Here is a 15881-nt window from a genome sequence, read left to right as displayed (position 1 = left end):
GGAAGGGGCGGGGCGGGGAGAAGACAAACCCCCGGCTACGCCGGACCCGCCCCCACCGGAGACGACTGAAGCCGAGCCGTGACCACCAACGTCCCCTCCTCGATCTGATAGTCGAGCGGCAGCCCCAGCCCCCGCATCGCCGCGACCATCGCGGTGTTGGACGACTGCGTGACCGCGTACACGCTGTCGCAGCCCGCCTCGACCGCCAACCCGACGAGCCGGCCCAGGAGTTCGGTGCCGATGCCGCGCCGCTGCCAGTCGTCCTCGACGAGCAGCGCCACCTCGGTCTCGTCGCCGTCCCACAGCAGGTGGCCGAGCGCGACCAGGCGGCCGGACGGCGTCTGGACCGTCAGGGTGCGGCCGAAACGGGGGCTGAGCAGGTGGTTCAGGTAGCGGTCCGCGTCGCCGACCGGGCCGTGGTAGCGCATGCTCAACGTCCGCTTGGAGCACCGCTCGTGCATCGCCTTGGCGGCCTCCACGTCGTCGAGCCCGGCGCGGCGCACCGTGATGTCGGGACCCTCGGGCAACGTGAGTACGTCCTGGCTGCGCGGGATACGCGGACCGAGCCGGGCGTCGAGCTCGACCAGCGCGCGGGCCCGCGCGAACTCGGTGGGTGTGAACGGCAGATACGCCCGCTCCACGGTGAGCAACCCGCCCGCCGGGTCCCGCAGCCGCATCACGGTGCCGTCGAGCACACCCTCCACCGGTACGTCAGTGGCCGCGGCGCGGGACGAGGCGCGGGAATCGGCGGGCGTCGAGCGGATGGTGCAGCGGCCCAGCAACTGCCGTAGGGCCAGCGGGAGTTCGGCCGCGTCGAGGGCGGTACGGGTGGCGAGGTTGAGCATCCGGGTCGGCGCGTCCACCAGGTCGTGGGCGTCGGCGCGCTCGATCCAGGTGCCCGAACCGCCGACCGCGGCGACCGCGCGGCTCAGCTCGGCGGCGGTGCGCTCACCGGGAGCGCGCAGCAGGAACTCGTCCACCGTGCCCGCCGCCAGCGGGTGCGTCTGCAGGCTGAGGATGTCGACGCGCCGCTCGGCGAACGCCGTGCACAGCGCAGCGAGGGAGCCCGGCTCGTCCCGCACGGTGGTACGCATCCGCCACAGGGTGGTCGGACCGGCCTGCGCGCCGGCCCCGGTCGCCCCCGCTTCCTGCGGGGGGCCGGTATCGGTGCCCGTATACGTGCCCGTATCGGTGCCCGTATCGATGTCAGGTCCTGTGGTCGGAGGCGCGTGTCCGCCGCGCCGGGTCCACCAGGTGTGCAGCGCCGCCGTGACGAGCAGCGCGACCGCCGACACGATCAGGGCGACGGGGCCGTCGGGGCCGTGCACCACGGTCTTGGCGACGGTGTCGGCCACGGTCACGGCGGTGAACAGGGCGGCCAGTTCGACGACGTCCCGCCGCCAGTGGTGCTGGTGGCGGCGGGCACGCTTCCCAGAAGTCACATCAGTCATGTCTGCACTCTGGAGCACTGGTGTTGCGTGATCACGAACGACTTGTGACTGATCGGTTAAGAGGGCTTCTGTCCGGTTTGCCAGCTCTTTGCCCGGAGCGGCGCCGGACCGCCCCGCCTCACTGGCCGACGCGCCCCGGCTGCAGCACCTTCGTGAACAGCACCTCGCCGCCCTCCTGGCGCAGCCGCACCGTCAACTCGCCGCTGTGGCCGTCGATCTCCACCTCGCCGAAGTACGGCGGCACTTCGGCCGGGGACACGTTCGCCCGCGTCGGTGCCTTGATGAAGGTCTGCTCGGGGCCGAACGTGCCGTCCAGCTTCAGCGCCGGGAAGCCGCCCGCGGCCAGCGGCCCGGACACGAACTCCCAGAACGGCGCGAAGTCCTTGAAGGCGGCGCGCTCCGGGTCGTAGTGCTGGGCCGAGGTGTAGTGCACGTCCGTGGTCAGCCACAGCGTGCCGGTGATCCGGCTGTGCTTGATGTGCCGGAGCAGCTCCGCGATCTGCAGCTCACGGCCGAGCGGCGCCCCCGGATCGCCCTGCGCGACGGCCTCGAAGTTCTCCTTGCCGTCGGGCACCACGAGGCCCAGCGGCATGTCGGAGGCGATCACCTTCCACACCGCCCGCGAGCGCGACAACTCCCGCTTCAGCCAGTCCAGTTGCTCGGCGCCGAGGATGCCGACCGGGTCGTCCGTCTGGCGGCCGGGGGAGTTGGCGTTGCGGTACGTGCGCATGTCGAGGACGAACACGTCGAGCAGCGGACCGTGGCGTACGACGCGGTGCACCCGGCCCTCGCGCTCGCCGGTCCGCAGCGTCGACACCGGGAAGTACTCGCCGAACGCCCGCAGCGAGCGCGCCGCGAGCACGTCGACGTCCTTCTCCGTGTACCGCTCGTCGTCGAGGATCTGCCCCGGATACCAGTTGTTGCGCACCTCGTGGTCGTCCCACTGGACGATGGACGGCACCTGCGCGTTGAAGCGGCGCAGGTTCTCGTCGAGGAGGTTGTAGCGGAACGCGCCGCGGAACTCCGCCAGGCTCTCGGCGACCTTCGACTTCTCCTCGGTCGTCACATTGCGCCACACCCGCCCGTCGGGCAGCGTCACGCTCGGTGCGATCGGCCCGTCGGCGTAGATGGTGTCGCCGCTGCAGAGGAAGAAGTCCGGGTTCAGGCGGCGCATCTCCTCGAAGACCCGGTAGCCGCCGCGCTCGGGGTTGATGCCCCAGCCCTGCCCCGCGATGTCGCCCGACCACAGGAACCGCGCCCCGTCGGCCTGCCGCTCCGGAGCGGTACGGAACGTGCCGGTGATCGCCTCACTGGTGCGGCGCGGGTCGTCCGGGTCGGCGAGCCGTACCCGGTAGTGCACCTGCTCGCCGGACGGCAGGTCGCGCAGCCTGGTCGTACCCGTGAAGTCGCTGCCGGGGCCGAGGAGCGGGCCCTGCCAGCGGGTCGGGTTGCGGAACGACTCGGTGGCCGAGGTCTCCACGATCATCCGCGCGGGCCGGTCCGAGCGGACCCACACGAGCCCGGAGTGCGCGCTCACGTCACCGGCCTGCACGCCCCACTGCGCGCGCGGCCGCCCGGAGAGCGAGAGCGCGGGCGCGGCCCCGCCGAGCGCGGGCAGCGCCAGCGCGGCCGACGCGGCGACGGTGCCCCGCAGTACGCCTCGACGGCCGGGGGAGTTGCTGGGCAGACCTTGCGACATCGATACGCCTCCTGTGACGGCTACGACGGTCCGGGCGCGGGGTCCGAGGAGTCACCGAGGAGTCACTCGACGGCCACGCGCGGTGCCCGCACGGTACTAGGTCGACGGCCGCAGGTCTGCGGTCCCGGATGACGTGCTGGTGAACCGCGGGCCACAAGATCGTTCCACGCGTGCGCGCGTGGGGCTGAGCGTGCGTACGTGGGCGGCAGCGGGCGGCCCCGGTCAGCCGTGGTCAGCCGCGTTCGGTCCCGGCCCCGGAGTCGCGCCGCCGGGCCCGGCCCGCGCACTGCTCGACGATCCCGGTGACCAGTACGCCGACGCCGGCCGAGGCCCAGACGACCAGGGCGATCCGGGTGGTGGCGGGGGTGGCGCGGCTGTCCAGCCAGGCGACACCGGCGAGGCCGAGCAGCCCGAGAGTGGTGAGCGCGGGCGCCGCCGCACGGGTCCGGCCGGGAACGGGACGTGTGACGTGACGGAGGACGAGTGGGAGGAGGGCAGGCAGGAAGCGCTGCAGGGCACGCATCGCATGGTGGGCGTGACGCATCGTGCGAGGGGAAGGGCTGCCGCGCACGGCGCCCTAGGCGGCCCGGCGGCTCTCACCGCGCACGGCGGCCGCCCACTCGACCACGAGGTGCTCATAGGCCGTCCGCTCATCGGCGGACAGCCGCCCACGCGTGCGCGCCCAGAGCGCACGTATGTCCGCGTTCACCGACGCGGCGGAGCGCGGCGGTCGTCGGTACGAGGAGAAACTGGCCATGCACGCCAGAGTACGGAACACCCCTGTCAGTCCGGCGTAAGTAGGGACGGCCGGGGTGAAGCGGGCAACTGGGATGATCCGTAAGGGAGTTGAGGCGCGACAGTCGTGCCCGGAGCTGCCGTGGCGGGGGTGCGGGTGAGCCGACTCACAGGCTCGCGCGGCAGTCCCGCCGCCCCGGCGGTGACCGTCCCCGGCCGGTCGGTGCGGCGCCGCTCGCCGCGTCATGGCGGGCCCGTCGCGCCGGGTGCCGGGTGCGCCCCGGCGCCCGCGCGGATCAGCGGCTCGTGTCGAGGATCACTCGGGCGACCAGGGCCGGGTCGTCGCTCATCGGCACGTGCCCACAGCCGGGCAGCCGTACGAGACGGGCGCCCGGAATCGCATACTTCGCCCGAATTCCCTGGCGGCGCAGCAGAAGCCGGTCCTGGGTGCCCCAGGCCACCGTGACCGGCACGTCCGGCACGTCGTCCAGGAAGCGCACCTCGCGGCCGGCGGCGAGGGTCTCCTCGAAGCCGGTCGCGTCCCGCAGCGCGAGGGTCTCCGCGACCACGGCCTCGGGTGAACGGCGCCACGGGCGGGAGTAGATGGTGGACGTGAGCGTCCAACGCCCCGCCGCCGTACGGGAGAGCCGCTCGATCGCCGGGACCGGAAGCAGCCGCGCGGCCCGCCGCATGCCGAGCAGCACACCGAAGGCGTACCGCCGCTCCGCCTCGCTCCAGAACCCGCCCGGCGAAAGCGCGGTCACCGAGCGCGCCAGCTTCTCGCGCCCCAACTCCAGGGCGAGCAGGCCGCCGAGGGAGTTGCCCGCGATGTGCGGCGTGGACACCCCGAGCTCCCCGCAGAGCGCGTGCAGCGCGGACACCACGGTCGGCAGGTCGTACGCGACCCCGTCCGGCAGCGCCGGCGAGACGCCGAAGCCCGGCAGGTCCACGGCGATCACATCGCGCTCGGCGGCCAGGATCTCGAACACCGGGTCCCAGGCCTGCAGATGGTGACCGATGCCGTGCAGCAGAAGCAGCGGCTCACCCGCACCCGCGCGCCGGTACGCGAGACTCACGGTGCGCGGTCCGTGCGGGGTGTCGATGCTGAAGGACGCGGTGGCGGTCATGCTGCTCCTCGTCAGGGGCGACGGTTCTCGGCGATCCGGTGGCGTGCGGCGGACGGTTCGGCGCGGGCCCGCGTCAGACTTCCGGGCCTCGAAGGCGACGGGCTCGCGCCGGCCTTTAGACAGCTTGTCAGCAACAAATACCGCTGGGTAGCCCCCAGTTCAAGTCCACGGCCACCCCGCGCGGTGCGACCTGCGCCACGCCTGCCCCCCTCGCCTGGACACCGGACGTGCCGCGGCCTTGGATGGGGGCGTGGCAACCGACACCGCGACCGCGATCTTCGAGGAACACCGCTCCGTCCTGATGGGCGTGGCCTACCGCATGCTCGGCCGTGTCGCCGACGCCGAGGACGTCGTGCAGGAGGCCTGGCTGCGCTGGTCCACCGCCGACCACGACGAGATCCGGGAATCCCGCGCCTATTTGGTACGGATCACCACCCGGCTCGCCATCGACCGGCTCCGGCACGTCCAGTCACGGCGCGAGGCGTACGTAGGGCCCTGGCTGCCCGAGCCGCTCGCCACCGACTTCGGCTCCGCCGTGCCCGACACCGCCGAGCGCGCGGTGCTCGCCGACTCGGTGTCCCTGGCCGTCCTCGTGGTCCTCGAATCCCTGTCGCCCCTGGAACGCGCGGTGTTCGTGCTGCGCGAGGCCTTCGGCTTCCCCTTCGCGCAGATCGCCACCACCCTCGACCGCACCGAGTCCGCAGTACGCCAACTCGCGGGCCGCGCCCGCAAACACGTCGACGAACGCAGGCCCCGCTACGACGTCGACCCCGCCGAGCGCCGCGACCTCACCGAACGCTTCCTGCGCGCCGCGACCGGCGGCGACCTGGACGGCCTGATGCGGCTGCTCGCGCCCGAGGCCCGGCTCGTCGGCGACAGCGGCGGCAAGGCCAAGGCCCCGCTGCGGATCATCGAGAGCGCCGACAAGGTGGCGCGCTTCCTGGTCGGCGCGCACCAGAAGGGGGTGCCCGGTGCCGAGTACCGCCTGGTCGAACTCAACGGCGGACCGGCCCTGTTGGTCTTCTCCGAGGGCAAGCCCGACAGCGTCTTCCAGCTCGATGTGGCCGACGGCCGGATCCAGTGCCTCTACGTCATGCGCAACCCCGACAAGCTGGCCTCACTCGCGGACTGAACCCGCGCACTGAGCCCGCGCGGCATCCGCGTTCCGGCCGCTCCCGTCGAGCCCCCGCCCCCTTCCGGGCGGGGGCTCAGTGCTGTGCACGGGAGTACGGGCGTACGCGTGCACCCGCGCGCGTGTGCATCCCGGCGACCCCGAAATGTCCTCCCGTATGCCCTCTGCGAACAGTGCGTGAACGCTCTGCGGCAGCGCCCGAATGCGGTGTGTAACGGAAGGAGGATTGGTCTTGACCAAGGGTGGGGCCCGGCCTATGGTCGCGAGAGATAGTGCAGGAACCTTTAATAAACAAAGGCACGTAATACACCGCCGGGTCACGGCGATTGCGGAGGACAGGGTGGGGACCACGCAACTGGAAACGGTGCCGGAGCCGAAGTACTGGCATCTCAAGACCGTGCTCGCCGAGGCGCTGGACTCCGAGTTCACCGTCGGCGAGATCCTGCCGAACGAGCGCGAGCTCGCGGCCCGCTTCGGTGTCGCCCGTGCCACCCTGCGCCAGGCCCTGGAACAGCTGGAGCTGGAAGGCCGGCTGCAGCGCCGCCGCGGTGTCGGCACCACCGTCGCCCCGCCCCGCATGGGCGTCTCCGTCGGCTCCGCACAGGACCGCTGGCCGGGCGCCGCGGGTGACGACTGGGAGGCCGCGGACTCCGCGCTGAGCGTGCCGCCCGCCTCCGTCGCCCGGCTCCTCGGCACCGAGACCGACGAGACCGTGCACACCGTCCGCCGCTCCCGCGTCACCGGCGGCCACCCCGTCGCCGCCGAGCTGCTGTACGTGCCGGGCGGCTCGGTCCCGGAGCTCGCCGCCGTCGACGTCGCCGCGGGACCCGCACGCGCGCGCGGCGTCCTGCGTGAGCTGCACGCCCTCGGCCTGGAGAGCGAGGACCAGACGGTGGAGCTCGGCTCGGCCCGCGCGGACGAGGCCAAGCAACTGGACCGGCTGCCGGGCGCGCCCGTACTCGTCGTCACCACCCGGTACTTCGCGCACGGCCGCACCGCCGCCGTCTCCGTGGCGACCTACCGCGCCGACACCTGCCGGCTCACGTTCGGCGACTCGGGCGGCGTGCGCATCCACGAGGACCAGGAACGCCAGGCGTCCTGAACTCCCGTACCCCACAGGCCCGTTGCCTCCCCGAGGCGACGGGCCTTCGGCGTACCACAGGGGTACGGGGACGGGCGCGTCCTCAGCGGCGGGCCGTGACCGTGCCCTCCACCGCGAACAGCTCCTCCTCGACGTGGTCGAGGGCGAGCCGCAGCGCACCTGTGGCGATGGCCGCCTCGCCGAGCGCGGAGAGGATGACCCGCGGCGGGCGCAGGCAGTAGCGGGCCAACTCCCGGCGCAGCGGCTCCAGTACACCGTCGAGGCCGGCCGCCCAGCCGCCGATGACGACCACTTCCGGGTCCAGGGCGAGCACCAGGGCCGCCACATCGTGCACCAGGCGCCGGATGAACCGCTCCACGGCCGCCGAGGCCTGTGCGTCGCCCTGTCGGGCGTGCGCGAACACCTCGGTCACGGCCTGCTCGTCCAGCGGGTGCAGCGGTTCGCCCGTGGTGGAGAGCAGCGACTCCGGGGTGACCTCGCGGCCGAGCAGATGCAGCGCGCCGATCTCGCCCGCCGCCCCGCCGAACCCCCGGTGCAGCCGCCCGCCTATCAGCGAACCGGCACCGGGGCTGAGCCCGGCCAGGACGAAGACCAGGTCGTCCGAGTCGGTGGCGGCGCCCTTCCAGTGCTCGGCCACCGCCGCGGTGTTGGCGTCGTTCTCCACCAGGACCGGGCACTTGAACGAGCGCCGCAGCCGCTCCCCGAGCGCGAGCCCGGTCCAGCCGGGCAGGGCCGTACCGAGCCGTACCGTGCCGTCCGCCTCCACGATGCCGGGGCTGGCCGCGCCGACCGCGCGCAGCGAGTCCCGGGCGACCCCGGCCCGGCGCAGCAGGTCGGCGACGGTGAGGCGGAGCTTCTCCAGGCGTTCGTCGGCCGGCGCGGACTCGTCCACCTCGCGCTCGCCGGTACCCAGCTCGCGGCCGTCCAGGTCGGACAGGACAGCGGCGACCCGGTGCGGTCCGATCTCAAGGCCGAGCAGATGCCCGGCCTCCGCCCGGAAGCGGAACCGGCGCGCGGGCCGGCCCTGACGCCGTGCGACGCCCTCCTCCGCGGCGACCTCGACCACCAGGCCCGCGCCCATGAGCCCTTCGACGACGCCCTCGACCGTGGGCCGGGAGAGCCCCGTGATCCGGGTGATCTCGGTGAGCGTCGCGGTCTCCGCGCCGCGCAGCGCGTGTAGGACCACCGCGGAGTTGATCCGCCGCAGCAGTGAGGGATCCCCGCCGGTCAACCGCCCCAACGTCGTTGTCCTCCCTGGTAGCGAGCGTGTCCGCCGGATCGTACTCGCCGCGCCCGCGCCCGGCGAGAGGCGGGACCCGGCAGGTGCCTGGCCCCACCCCACTCAGCCCGGTGACACGAACCCCGACTCGTACGCCGCGATCACGGCCTGGGTGCGGTCGCGGGCGCCCAGCTTCGCCAGGACCGCGCTGACGTGGGACTTGACGGTCTCGGTGCCCACGATCAGCTCGGCGGCGATCTCCGCGTTGGAGAGGCCGCGGGTCATCAGGCGCAGCACGGCCGCCTCCCGCTCGGTGAGCGCGGCCCGTTCAAGGGTCGCGCGGGCCTCGGCGTTCCCGTACCGCGCGGCGAGCGAGCGCACCGCCGCGGGAAAGAGCAGTGATCCGCCCTCGGCGACAAGGCGCACGGCGTGCACGATCTCGGCGGGCCTCGACCGCTTGAGCAGGAAGCCGTCGGCGCCCGCGCGCAGCGCCTCGTACACGTACTCGTCGTTCTCGAAGGTCGTGATGACGACGATCTTCGGCGGGTCCGGCACCGTGCGCAGCACCGCGCGGGTGGCCTCGATGCCGTCGAGCAGCGGCATCCGCACGTCCATGGCGACGACGTCCGGGCGAAGCTCCCGCACCAGCGGAATGACCGCGGCCCCGTCGGCGGCCTCGCCCACGACCGTGATGTCGGACTGCGCTTCGAGCACGGCACGCAGGCCCGCGCGCACGAGGGGCTCGTCGTCGACGAGCAGGACGGAGAGGGGCACCAGGTCAGCCTAGTTGAGGCCCGCCGCAAGGGAGTTCAGCGCAGAGGCGGCTCGGCAAGGGAGGTTGAGCGCAGTGGCAGCTGGACAAGGGAGTTCAGCGCAGCGGCAGCTCGACGCGGACCCGCCACTCGTCGCCGTCCGGACCGGTGCGGGCCGTGCCGCCGAGGAGGGCCACGCGCTCCCGTACGCCGCGCAGGCCGGTGCCGGAACCCGTCGTCCGGTCGACGGCCGGTGCGTCGAGCGGGTTGGCCACGTCCAGGGTGAGGCGGCGGTCGGTGGCGGTGACGCGGACCCGTACCGCCGCGGTCGACGGGGTGCCCGCGTGCCGCAGCACGTTCGTCAGGCACTCCTGGAGGATGCGGTAGCCCTCACGTGACACCGCCCCCGGCAGCCGCTCCAGCGGGCCCGTCAGCTCGGCGTCGACCTTCGCGCCGGACGCGCGGGCCGAGTCGAGGAGGCGGTCCGCCGCGTCGAGGCCGGGGCTGCCGCCGGGCGCCCGCTCCGGCTCGCGCAGCACCTGGAGGACCCGGTCCAGGTCCTCCAGGGCGGCCCGGCCGGTCTCCTCGATGGCGTCCAGGGCGCGTTCGGTGAACTCCGGGCTGCCCGCCGCCCGCGCCGCACCGGCCTGCACCACCGCGACGGTCAGCGCGTGCCCGATGGAGTCGTGCAGTTCGCGCGCGAGACGGGTGCGCTCCAACAGCTGTTCCGTACGCGCCTCGAGGGCCGCGAGCCGCTCCTGCGCCGACGGGCCGAGCAGCACCACGGCGAGCGCCGTGATCAGCCGCCCGAGCAGGACCACACCGACCGCGAGGACGAGCCACGGCAGCGGCGCGAGCAGCGCGTACCACCAGTGCCGCCCCGGCGGTGTGAGCAGGGCCTCGGGGTCCGCGTGCCCGCCCGCCGCGACCCGCACCAGGTCGACGGAGACCATCACCAGGTGCATCGACAGATACGCGGTGCCGAGGCCGAGCCCCAGCCGCAGCAGCATCCACAGCGAGGTGCGCCCACGGTCCGCCCAAGTGGCCGACGGCTGCGTCGCGATGGGCACCGAGCCGTCGGGCGCGAGCAGCAGCCGCGCCTGCGTGCCCTCGGCGATCCGCGTCCACGGCAGCAGCCCGGCCAGGGCCACGAACAGGAACGGCACCCAGTTGGTGTCCGAGGACACGAACTGCCAGATGCCGAAGATCACGCAGCCGATGAACAGATGCAGCCAGCGCGTGTACGTGACGGAGCGGCCCAGCGGACGCAACAGGCGGAACATGTGCGCCATCGTGCCAGCGCACGCGTGCGCGCGGGCTCCCCCGCACGGGGGAGCCGCCCCCCACCGGCAGGGGAAGCGCGGGCCCGCCCCGCACCGCGAGGCTCGGGGCATGACAAGGATCGACGTCCACGAACTCACCAAGGAGTACGGCGGCACGCGTGCCGTGGACCGGCTGTCGTTCACCGTGGAACCAGGCCGGGTCACCGGCTTCCTGGGACCCAACGGCGCCGGCAAGTCCACGACGATGCGGCTCGTCCTCGGCCTCGACCGCCCCACGTCGGGGACGGCGACGGTCGGCGGCCGTGCCTACGCCTCCCTCGACCAACCGCTGCGGCGCGTCGGCGCGCTGCTCGACCCGCAGGCCGCACACGGCTCACGCACCGCCCGTAACCATCTGCGGGCCCTCGCCGCGAGCAACCGGATCGCCGCCACGCGCGTGGAGGCGGTTCTCGACGAGGCGGGCCTGAGCGCGGTGGCCGGGCGCCGCGTGCGGACGTACTCCCTCGGGATGCGCCAGCGCCTCGGCATCGCGGCGGCGCTCCTCGGTGACCCCGAGGTCCTGATGCTCGACGAGCCGTCCAACGGCCTGGACCCCGAAGGGATCATCTGGATCCGGGAGTTGATGCGCCGCCTCGCCCGCGAGGGCCGCACCGTGCTCGTCTCCAGCCACCTCATGAACGAGACCGCCTCGTTCGCGGACCACCTGGTGGTGCTCGGCCGGGGCCGGCTGCTCGCGGACACCCCGATGCGGGAGTTCATCGACACGCAGGTGCGCCCGCGCGTACGGATCCGTACCACCGACGACGCCGCCCTCGGCGCGCTCCTCGACGGCCACGGCCACCGGGCCGTACGGGACGCCGACTCGGGGCGCTGGACCGTCACCGACGCGCGCGTGGCGGACATCGGGAAGCTCACCGCGCGCGCGGGCGTCCCCATCCTCGAACTCGCCGCGGAGGAAGGCACGTTGGAGGAGGCCTACCTCGCGCTGACGGCGGACGCGACCGAGTACACCGCCCGCCCCGCACGCACCACTACCGGTCAGGAGGCCAGCCGATGAACGCAACCGCCGTACTCCACTCCGAGTGGATCAAGCTCAAGTCGCTGCGCGGGACGGCCGGTTCACTGCTCGCCGTGCTGCTCGTCACCGTCGGCATCACCGCGCTCGCCTTCGCCACGATCGGGCGGTCGGAGGCCGACAACGCGGGCGCCGAGCCGGTGTACGACGCGTTCTACGCGCTCAACTTCGGCCAGATCGCCGCCATCACCTTCGGCGCGACCGCCGTGTCCTCGGAGTACGTGGGCGGCGCCCTGCGCGTCTCGCTCGCCGCCGTGCCGCGCCGGGGACTCCTCTACGCCGCCAAGGCCGCGGTGGTCGGCGCGCTCGCCCTGGTCGTGGGCGTGGCCACCAGCTTCACCGCGTTCCTGGTGGGCCAGTCCTTCCTCGGCCCGTACGCGATCGGGCTCGACCGTCCCGGTGCGGTGCGCGCCTGCCTGGGTGCGGGGATCTACCTCGCCCTGATGGCGCTGCTCGCCGCGGGCCTGACCACCGTGCTGCGCAGCGGGGTCGCGGTGCTCAGCATCCTCATCCCGTTCATCCTGATCGTGTCGTTCGTGGTCGGTGATGTGGCGGGCGGCGCGGCGGACTTCCTGCCCGACCGGGCCGGGCAGCAGATCCTGCACGAACACCCGGCCGGCACGCTCGGCGCCTGGTCGGGGCTCGCGGTCTGCGCAGCCTGGGCGGCCGCCGCGCTCCTCGCCGGCTGGTGGAGCCTGCGCCGCCGGGACGCCTGAGCGGAACAACCCGCTCCGGGACGCCTTCTGACCGACGGCCGGCCCGTTGTCAGTGCCCGCGGGTTTACTTGAGGCATGAGTTCGGCACGGCACCTGCACGCCATCGACCTGCTGTGCTCCCGGGACCTGCGCGCGGAGCACGGGCCCCCGCACGCGCGCGAAGGCCCCTTCCACATCGAGGAGTTACGGCACGCGCCTTCCGGCGACGAGGAGGCGCGCGAACCGGGGGAGCACGAGGGGCGGTACGAGGAGTGGTACGAGCAGTGTGCAGCGGAGCTGACAGCCCTGCACGTCCCGCTGGCCGACCGCTGGGGCGAGCCTGATGTGTACCCGCTGCTCGGGGTGCGACTGCGCGGCGGGGAGGGCGAGTTGATACCCGAGCCGTGGCACGGGCTCAGCTGGGCGGCGAGCAGCGTCGACCTGTGGCACACCGGCGACCGCTGGCTCGCCCTGGCCGTCACCGACCTGGAACGGCCACGGCTGCCACGGCTGCTCGCGGTGGCGACGGACGTGGACCCGCCGTAGGGGGGGGGCGCCCCCAGGGAGCGTCCCCGGCCGGTCAGCCCTCCGCAGGTGCCGTCTCCGCGCGCAGCCGCGCGTACTCCTCCGCCATCGCCTCGGCCGTCCAACGCGCGTTCAGACCACTGGGGTTGGGCAGCACCCACACCCGGCTGCCGCCGACCGTCCGCTCCTGCGGGCCGATCTTCGCCGAGCGCTCACCGAACGCCGCGCGGTACGCGGTGACCCCGACGACCGCCAGCCACTCGGGCCGCAGCCGCGCCACGTCGGCGTCGAGCCGTCTGCCGCCCTCGCGGAACTCCTCGGCGGACAGCTCGTCGGCACGCGCGGTGGCACGGGCCACGACATTGGTGATCCCCAGGCCGTACGACAGGAGCTCCCGCTGCTCGTCCGGGCGCAGCAGCCGCGGGGTGAAGCCGGACAGGTGAAGCACGGGCCAGAAGCGGTTGCCGGGGCGGGCGAAGTGATGGCCCGTCGCCGCTGTCATCAGGCTCGGGTTGATCCCGCAGAACAGCACACGCAGACCGCCCGCGACCACATCGGGAACGATGCGGTCGCGGGCGGCCTCCAGTTCCTCGCGGCCCGGAAGGGTCAGAGGATCGCCCCCGGCGTGTACGCCGCGGCCTGCGGGTGCTGCTTCGCGATCTCCTCGATGCGAGCGACGACCGAGGCGACCTGACCGGCGGCGGCGCCGGTGAACGACAGCTTGTCCGCCATGAGTTCATCGAGCTGCGCGCGGTCGAGCGGGATGCGCTCGTCCGCGGCCAGCTTGTCCAGGAGTTCGTTGCGCTCGGCGCCCTGCTCGCGCATGGCGAGGGCGGAGGCGACCGCGTTCTCCTTGATCGCCTCGTGCGCGACCTCACGGCCCACACCGCCGCGCACCGCGCCCATCAGGACCTTGGTGGTGGCGAGGAACGGAAGGTACCGGTCCAGCTCACGGGCGACCACGGCCGGGAACGCGCCGAACTCGTCGAGCACCGTGAGAAACGTCTCCAGGAGACCGTCGAGCGCGAAGAACGCGTCCGGCAGCGCGACCCGGCGCACCACCGAGCAGGACACGTCGCCCTCGTTCCACTGGTCGCCCGCCAGCTCGCCGGTCATCGACGCGTACCCGCGCAGAATCACCATCAGGCCGTTGACGCGCTCGCAGGAGCGGGTGTTCATCTTGTGCGGCATCGCGGACGAGCCGACCTGGCCCGGCTTGAAGCCCTCGGTGACCAGCTCGTGCCCGGCCATCAGCCGGATCGTCTTGGCGGTCGAGGAGGGCGCGGCCGCGAGCTGCACCAGGGCGGTGACGACCTCGTAGTCGAGGGAGCGCGGGTAGACCTGGCCGACCGAGGTGAAGGCCTGCGCGAAGCCGAGGTGCCCGGCGATGCGCTGCTCCAGGTCGGCGAGCTTGTCCGCGTCGCCGCCGAGCAGGTCGAGCATGTCCTGCGCGGTGCCGACCGGGCCCTTGATGCCGCGCAGCGGGTAGCGGCCGAGGAGCTCCTCGAGGCGGCCGTACCCGACGAGCAGCTCGTCGGCGGCGGTCGCGAAGCGCTTGCCGAGGGTGGTGGCCTGGGCGGCGACGTTGTGCGAGCGGCCGGCCATGACCAGCTCGCCGTACTCGGCGGAGAGCTTGCCGAGCCGGGCGAGGACGGCGACCGTACGGTCCCGCATCAGTTCGAGGGAGAGCCGCACCTGCAGCTGCTCGACGTTCTCCGTGAGGTCGCGGGACGTCATGCCCTTGTGGACCTGCTCGTGCCCGGCGAGGGCGTTGAACTCCTCGATACGGGCCTTCACATCGTGCCGCGTGACCTTCTCACGGTCGGCGATGGAGGCCAGGTCGACCTGGTCGAGGACGCGTTCGTAGTCGGCGAGCGCTGCGTCCGGCACCTCGATCCCGAGGTCCTTCTGGGCACGCAGCACGGCCAGCCACAGCTGTCGCTCCAGCTTCACCTTCTGCTCGGGGGACCACAGGGCGGCGAGCTCCACGGAGGCGTAGCGGCCGGCCAGGACGTTGGGAATACGGGGCTTTGCAGTCACAGTCGGCCAGTTTACTGGCGCTTTCTGCAGGTCGACGCCCCGGTCCCGTTCGTCAGAAACTACGAGGACACTTCGTCGACGCGGCGCCAGCCCGTGACCGGTCCCGGAGCCGCGTCGTCCGCCGGGCCGATCCAGAACGCCTTGCCGTCGGCGGCGCTGAACTGGGCGCCGCTGCGCCCGTCGCCGGAGGACCGGCCGGTGAGGCGGCGCCCGATCCACGGCACCAGGTGCTGCCGCGCGAACCGGGCGTCCGCGACCCGGCGGTCCGCCCAGCCGGGACGTACCGCCGCCCCGAGCGGCGCCCGCCAGTCGTCCTCGGCCGCGTACCCGAGGCGCTGCCACACCGCCTCCGCGACCCGGCGGTGCCCCTCGGCGGTCAGGTGCAGCCGGTCCACGTCCCACATGCGCTGATCGCCCAGTACGGGGGCGCCGTACAGGTCGACGACGAGGGCGCCGTGCCGCTCGGCCAGGGCGTCGATATGGGCGAACAGCTCCTCCATACGCGGCCGGAACCGTTCGAGCACCGGGCCCTGGCGGCCGGGGCTGCGCATCAGCACGAGCTGCCTGCAGGAGGGCGCGAGCTTCTCCACGGCCTCGTCGAGCAGACCCCGCACCCGGCCCATGTCGCACTTGGGGCGCAGGGTGTCGTTGAGCCCGCCCACCAGGGTCACCACGTCGGCGCGGAGCGCGGCGGCGGCGTCGGCCTGCTCGGTGGCGATCTGCCCGATGAGCTTGCCGCGCACGGCGAGGTTCGCGTACCGGAAGCCGGGCTGCGCGGCCGCCATCCGGGCGGCGAGCAGATCGGCCCAGCCGCGGTACGAGCCGTCGGAGAGTCGGTCCGACATGCCCTCGGTGAAGGAGTCGCCGACCGCGACGAGACTGGTGTAGGTGGCATTCATCTGCATGGCGAGAGGATGCTATCCGCCGGACGGAAGCGGGGTGCGGGGAGGTCGCCACTCCGGTTACCGGCCGGTCGGCGCCGGTCGGCTGAGGCCGCCCGGCCCCGCCGAACCCGCGCCGCACAGGGATGTCGCCCCCGCCGAACC

The 15881-nt window shown here is 73.3% G+C and carries 16 protein-coding genes; 5 read left to right on the top strand and 11 right to left on the bottom strand.

The features are described from left to right. Positions 1-35: 35 nt before the first annotated feature. The 5 genes from GUY60_RS20280 to GUY60_RS20260 all read right to left on the bottom strand — a co-directional run bounded on the left by GUY60_RS20280 (position 36) and on the right by GUY60_RS20260 (position 5012). Positions 36-1451, bottom strand: a complete 1416-nt coding sequence (locus GUY60_RS20280; RefSeq protein ID WP_161699862.1) for a GNAT family N-acetyltransferase — start codon at positions 1449-1451, stop codon at positions 36-38. A 118-nt stretch (positions 1452-1569) separates the two neighbouring features. Beyond that, a complete protein-coding gene (locus tag GUY60_RS20275) occupies positions 1570-3150 on the bottom strand; it encodes an alkaline phosphatase D family protein (RefSeq protein ID WP_161699860.1) in 1581 nt (526 codons plus the stop codon). 232 nt (positions 3151-3382) lie between these two features. After that, entirely contained in the window at positions 3383-3694 is a 312-nt protein-coding gene (locus tag GUY60_RS20270) for a hypothetical protein (RefSeq protein WP_161699858.1), read from the bottom strand. Positions 3695-3727: 33 nt separating this feature from the next. Beyond that, the gene (locus GUY60_RS20265; protein ID WP_161699856.1) at positions 3728-3907 is read right to left on the bottom strand and encodes a hypothetical protein; all 180 of its coding nucleotides are present in this window, start codon (positions 3905-3907) and stop codon (positions 3728-3730) included. Positions 3908-4181: 274 nt separating this feature from the next. After that, complete coding sequence (locus GUY60_RS20260; RefSeq protein WP_161699854.1) at positions 4182-5012, bottom strand: alpha/beta fold hydrolase; 831 nt, start codon at positions 5010-5012, stop codon at positions 4182-4184. 250 nt (positions 5013-5262) lie between these two features. On the opposite strand from GUY60_RS20260, the gene GUY60_RS20255 reads away from it, so the two are divergent. Beyond that, complete coding sequence (locus tag GUY60_RS20255; RefSeq protein WP_161699852.1) at positions 5263-6144, top strand: RNA polymerase sigma-70 factor; 882 nt, start codon at positions 5263-5265, stop codon at positions 6142-6144. 340 nt (positions 6145-6484) lie between these two features. Next, positions 6485-7246, top strand: coding sequence for a GntR family transcriptional regulator (locus GUY60_RS20250; RefSeq protein WP_161699851.1), 762 nt, complete (start codon positions 6485-6487; stop codon positions 7244-7246). 82 nt (positions 7247-7328) lie between these two features. Here GUY60_RS20250 and GUY60_RS20245 read toward each other — a convergent pair whose 3' ends face one another. The 3 genes from GUY60_RS20245 to GUY60_RS20235 all read right to left on the bottom strand — a co-directional run bounded on the left by GUY60_RS20245 (position 7329) and on the right by GUY60_RS20235 (position 10500). Then, a complete protein-coding gene (locus GUY60_RS20245) occupies positions 7329-8486 on the bottom strand; it encodes an ROK family transcriptional regulator (RefSeq protein WP_161699849.1) in 1158 nt (385 codons plus the stop codon). 102 nt (positions 8487-8588) lie between these two features. Then, positions 8589-9239 carry a response regulator transcription factor gene (locus GUY60_RS20240; RefSeq protein WP_161699847.1) on the bottom strand — a complete coding sequence of 217 codons (651 nt, stop codon included), beginning with the start codon at positions 9237-9239 and terminating at the stop codon, positions 8589-8591. A 94-nt stretch (positions 9240-9333) separates the two neighbouring features. After that, positions 9334-10500, bottom strand: coding sequence for a sensor histidine kinase (locus GUY60_RS20235; RefSeq protein ID WP_161699845.1), 1167 nt, complete (start codon positions 10498-10500; stop codon positions 9334-9336). 109 nt (positions 10501-10609) lie between these two features. On the opposite strand from GUY60_RS20235, the gene GUY60_RS20230 reads away from it, so the two are divergent. The 3 genes from GUY60_RS20230 to GUY60_RS20220 all read left to right on the top strand — a co-directional run bounded on the left by GUY60_RS20230 (position 10610) and on the right by GUY60_RS20220 (position 12816). After that, a complete protein-coding gene (locus tag GUY60_RS20230) occupies positions 10610-11557 on the top strand; it encodes an ABC transporter ATP-binding protein (RefSeq protein ID WP_161699843.1) in 948 nt (315 codons plus the stop codon). Further along, positions 11554-12291, top strand: a complete 738-nt coding sequence (locus tag GUY60_RS20225) for an ABC transporter permease (protein WP_161699842.1) — start codon at positions 11554-11556, stop codon at positions 12289-12291. Before GUY60_RS20230 ends, GUY60_RS20225 begins: the two co-directional genes overlap by 4 nt. Positions 12292-12366: 75 nt before the next feature. Beyond that, a complete protein-coding gene (locus GUY60_RS20220) occupies positions 12367-12816 on the top strand; it encodes a hypothetical protein (RefSeq protein ID WP_161699840.1) in 450 nt (149 codons plus the stop codon). 34 nt (positions 12817-12850) lie between these two features. On the opposite strand, the gene mug is transcribed toward GUY60_RS20220, so the two are convergent. Genes mug through GUY60_RS20205 form a run of 3 tightly spaced genes read right to left on the bottom strand, consistent with a single transcriptional unit; the run spans position 12851 to position 15740 of the window. After that, a complete protein-coding gene (gene mug / locus GUY60_RS20215) occupies positions 12851-13348 on the bottom strand; it encodes a G/U mismatch-specific DNA glycosylase (RefSeq protein ID WP_312866362.1) in 498 nt (165 codons plus the stop codon). 53 nt (positions 13349-13401) lie between these two features. Next, a complete protein-coding gene (gene purB / locus GUY60_RS20210) occupies positions 13402-14835 on the bottom strand; it encodes an adenylosuccinate lyase (protein WP_161699838.1) in 1434 nt (477 codons plus the stop codon). 59 nt (positions 14836-14894) lie between these two features. Beyond that, positions 14895-15740: an SGNH/GDSL hydrolase family protein gene (locus tag GUY60_RS20205; protein WP_161699836.1), complete on the bottom strand. Its 846-nt coding sequence runs from the start codon at positions 15738-15740 to the stop codon at positions 14895-14897. Positions 15741-15881: the final 141 nt, after the last annotated feature.

Source organism: Streptomyces boluensis (assembly GCF_009908195.1).
Lineage (GTDB): Bacteria > Actinomycetota > Actinomycetes > Streptomycetales > Streptomycetaceae > Streptomyces > Streptomyces boluensis.
This window is presented reverse-complemented; position numbering and strand designations above follow the sequence as displayed.

What these genes read in the sequence shown, in the direction of transcription:
- GUY60_RS20280 (WP_161699862.1), bottom strand. Translation starts at nt 1,451, where the DNA reads ATGACTGATGTGACTTCTGGGAAGCGTGCCCGCCGCCACCAGCACCAC.
- GUY60_RS20275 (WP_161699860.1), bottom strand. Translation starts at nt 3,150, where the DNA reads ATGTCGCAAGGTCTGCCCAGCAACTCCCCCGGCCGTCGAGGCGTACTG.
- GUY60_RS20270 (WP_161699858.1), bottom strand. Translation starts at nt 3,694, where the DNA reads ATGCGTCACGCCCACCATGCGATGCGTGCCCTGCAGCGCTTCCTGCCT.
- GUY60_RS20265 (WP_161699856.1), bottom strand. Translation starts at nt 3,907, where the DNA reads ATGGCCAGTTTCTCCTCGTACCGACGACCGCCGCGCTCCGCCGCGTCG.
- GUY60_RS20260 (WP_161699854.1), bottom strand. Translation starts at nt 5,012, where the DNA reads ATGACCGCCACCGCGTCCTTCAGCATCGACACCCCGCACGGACCGCGC.
- GUY60_RS20235 (WP_161699845.1), bottom strand. Translation starts at nt 10,500, where the DNA reads ATGTTCCGCCTGTTGCGTCCGCTGGGCCGCTCCGTCACGTACACGCGC.
- GUY60_RS20230 (WP_161699843.1), top strand. Translation starts at nt 10,610, where the DNA reads ATGACAAGGATCGACGTCCACGAACTCACCAAGGAGTACGGCGGCACG.
- GUY60_RS20225 (WP_161699842.1), top strand. Translation starts at nt 11,554, where the DNA reads ATGAACGCAACCGCCGTACTCCACTCCGAGTGGATCAAGCTCAAGTCG.
- GUY60_RS20220 (WP_161699840.1), top strand. Translation starts at nt 12,367, where the DNA reads ATGAGTTCGGCACGGCACCTGCACGCCATCGACCTGCTGTGCTCCCGG.
- GUY60_RS20205 (WP_161699836.1), bottom strand. Translation starts at nt 15,740, where the DNA reads ATGCAGATGAATGCCACCTACACCAGTCTCGTCGCGGTCGGCGACTCC.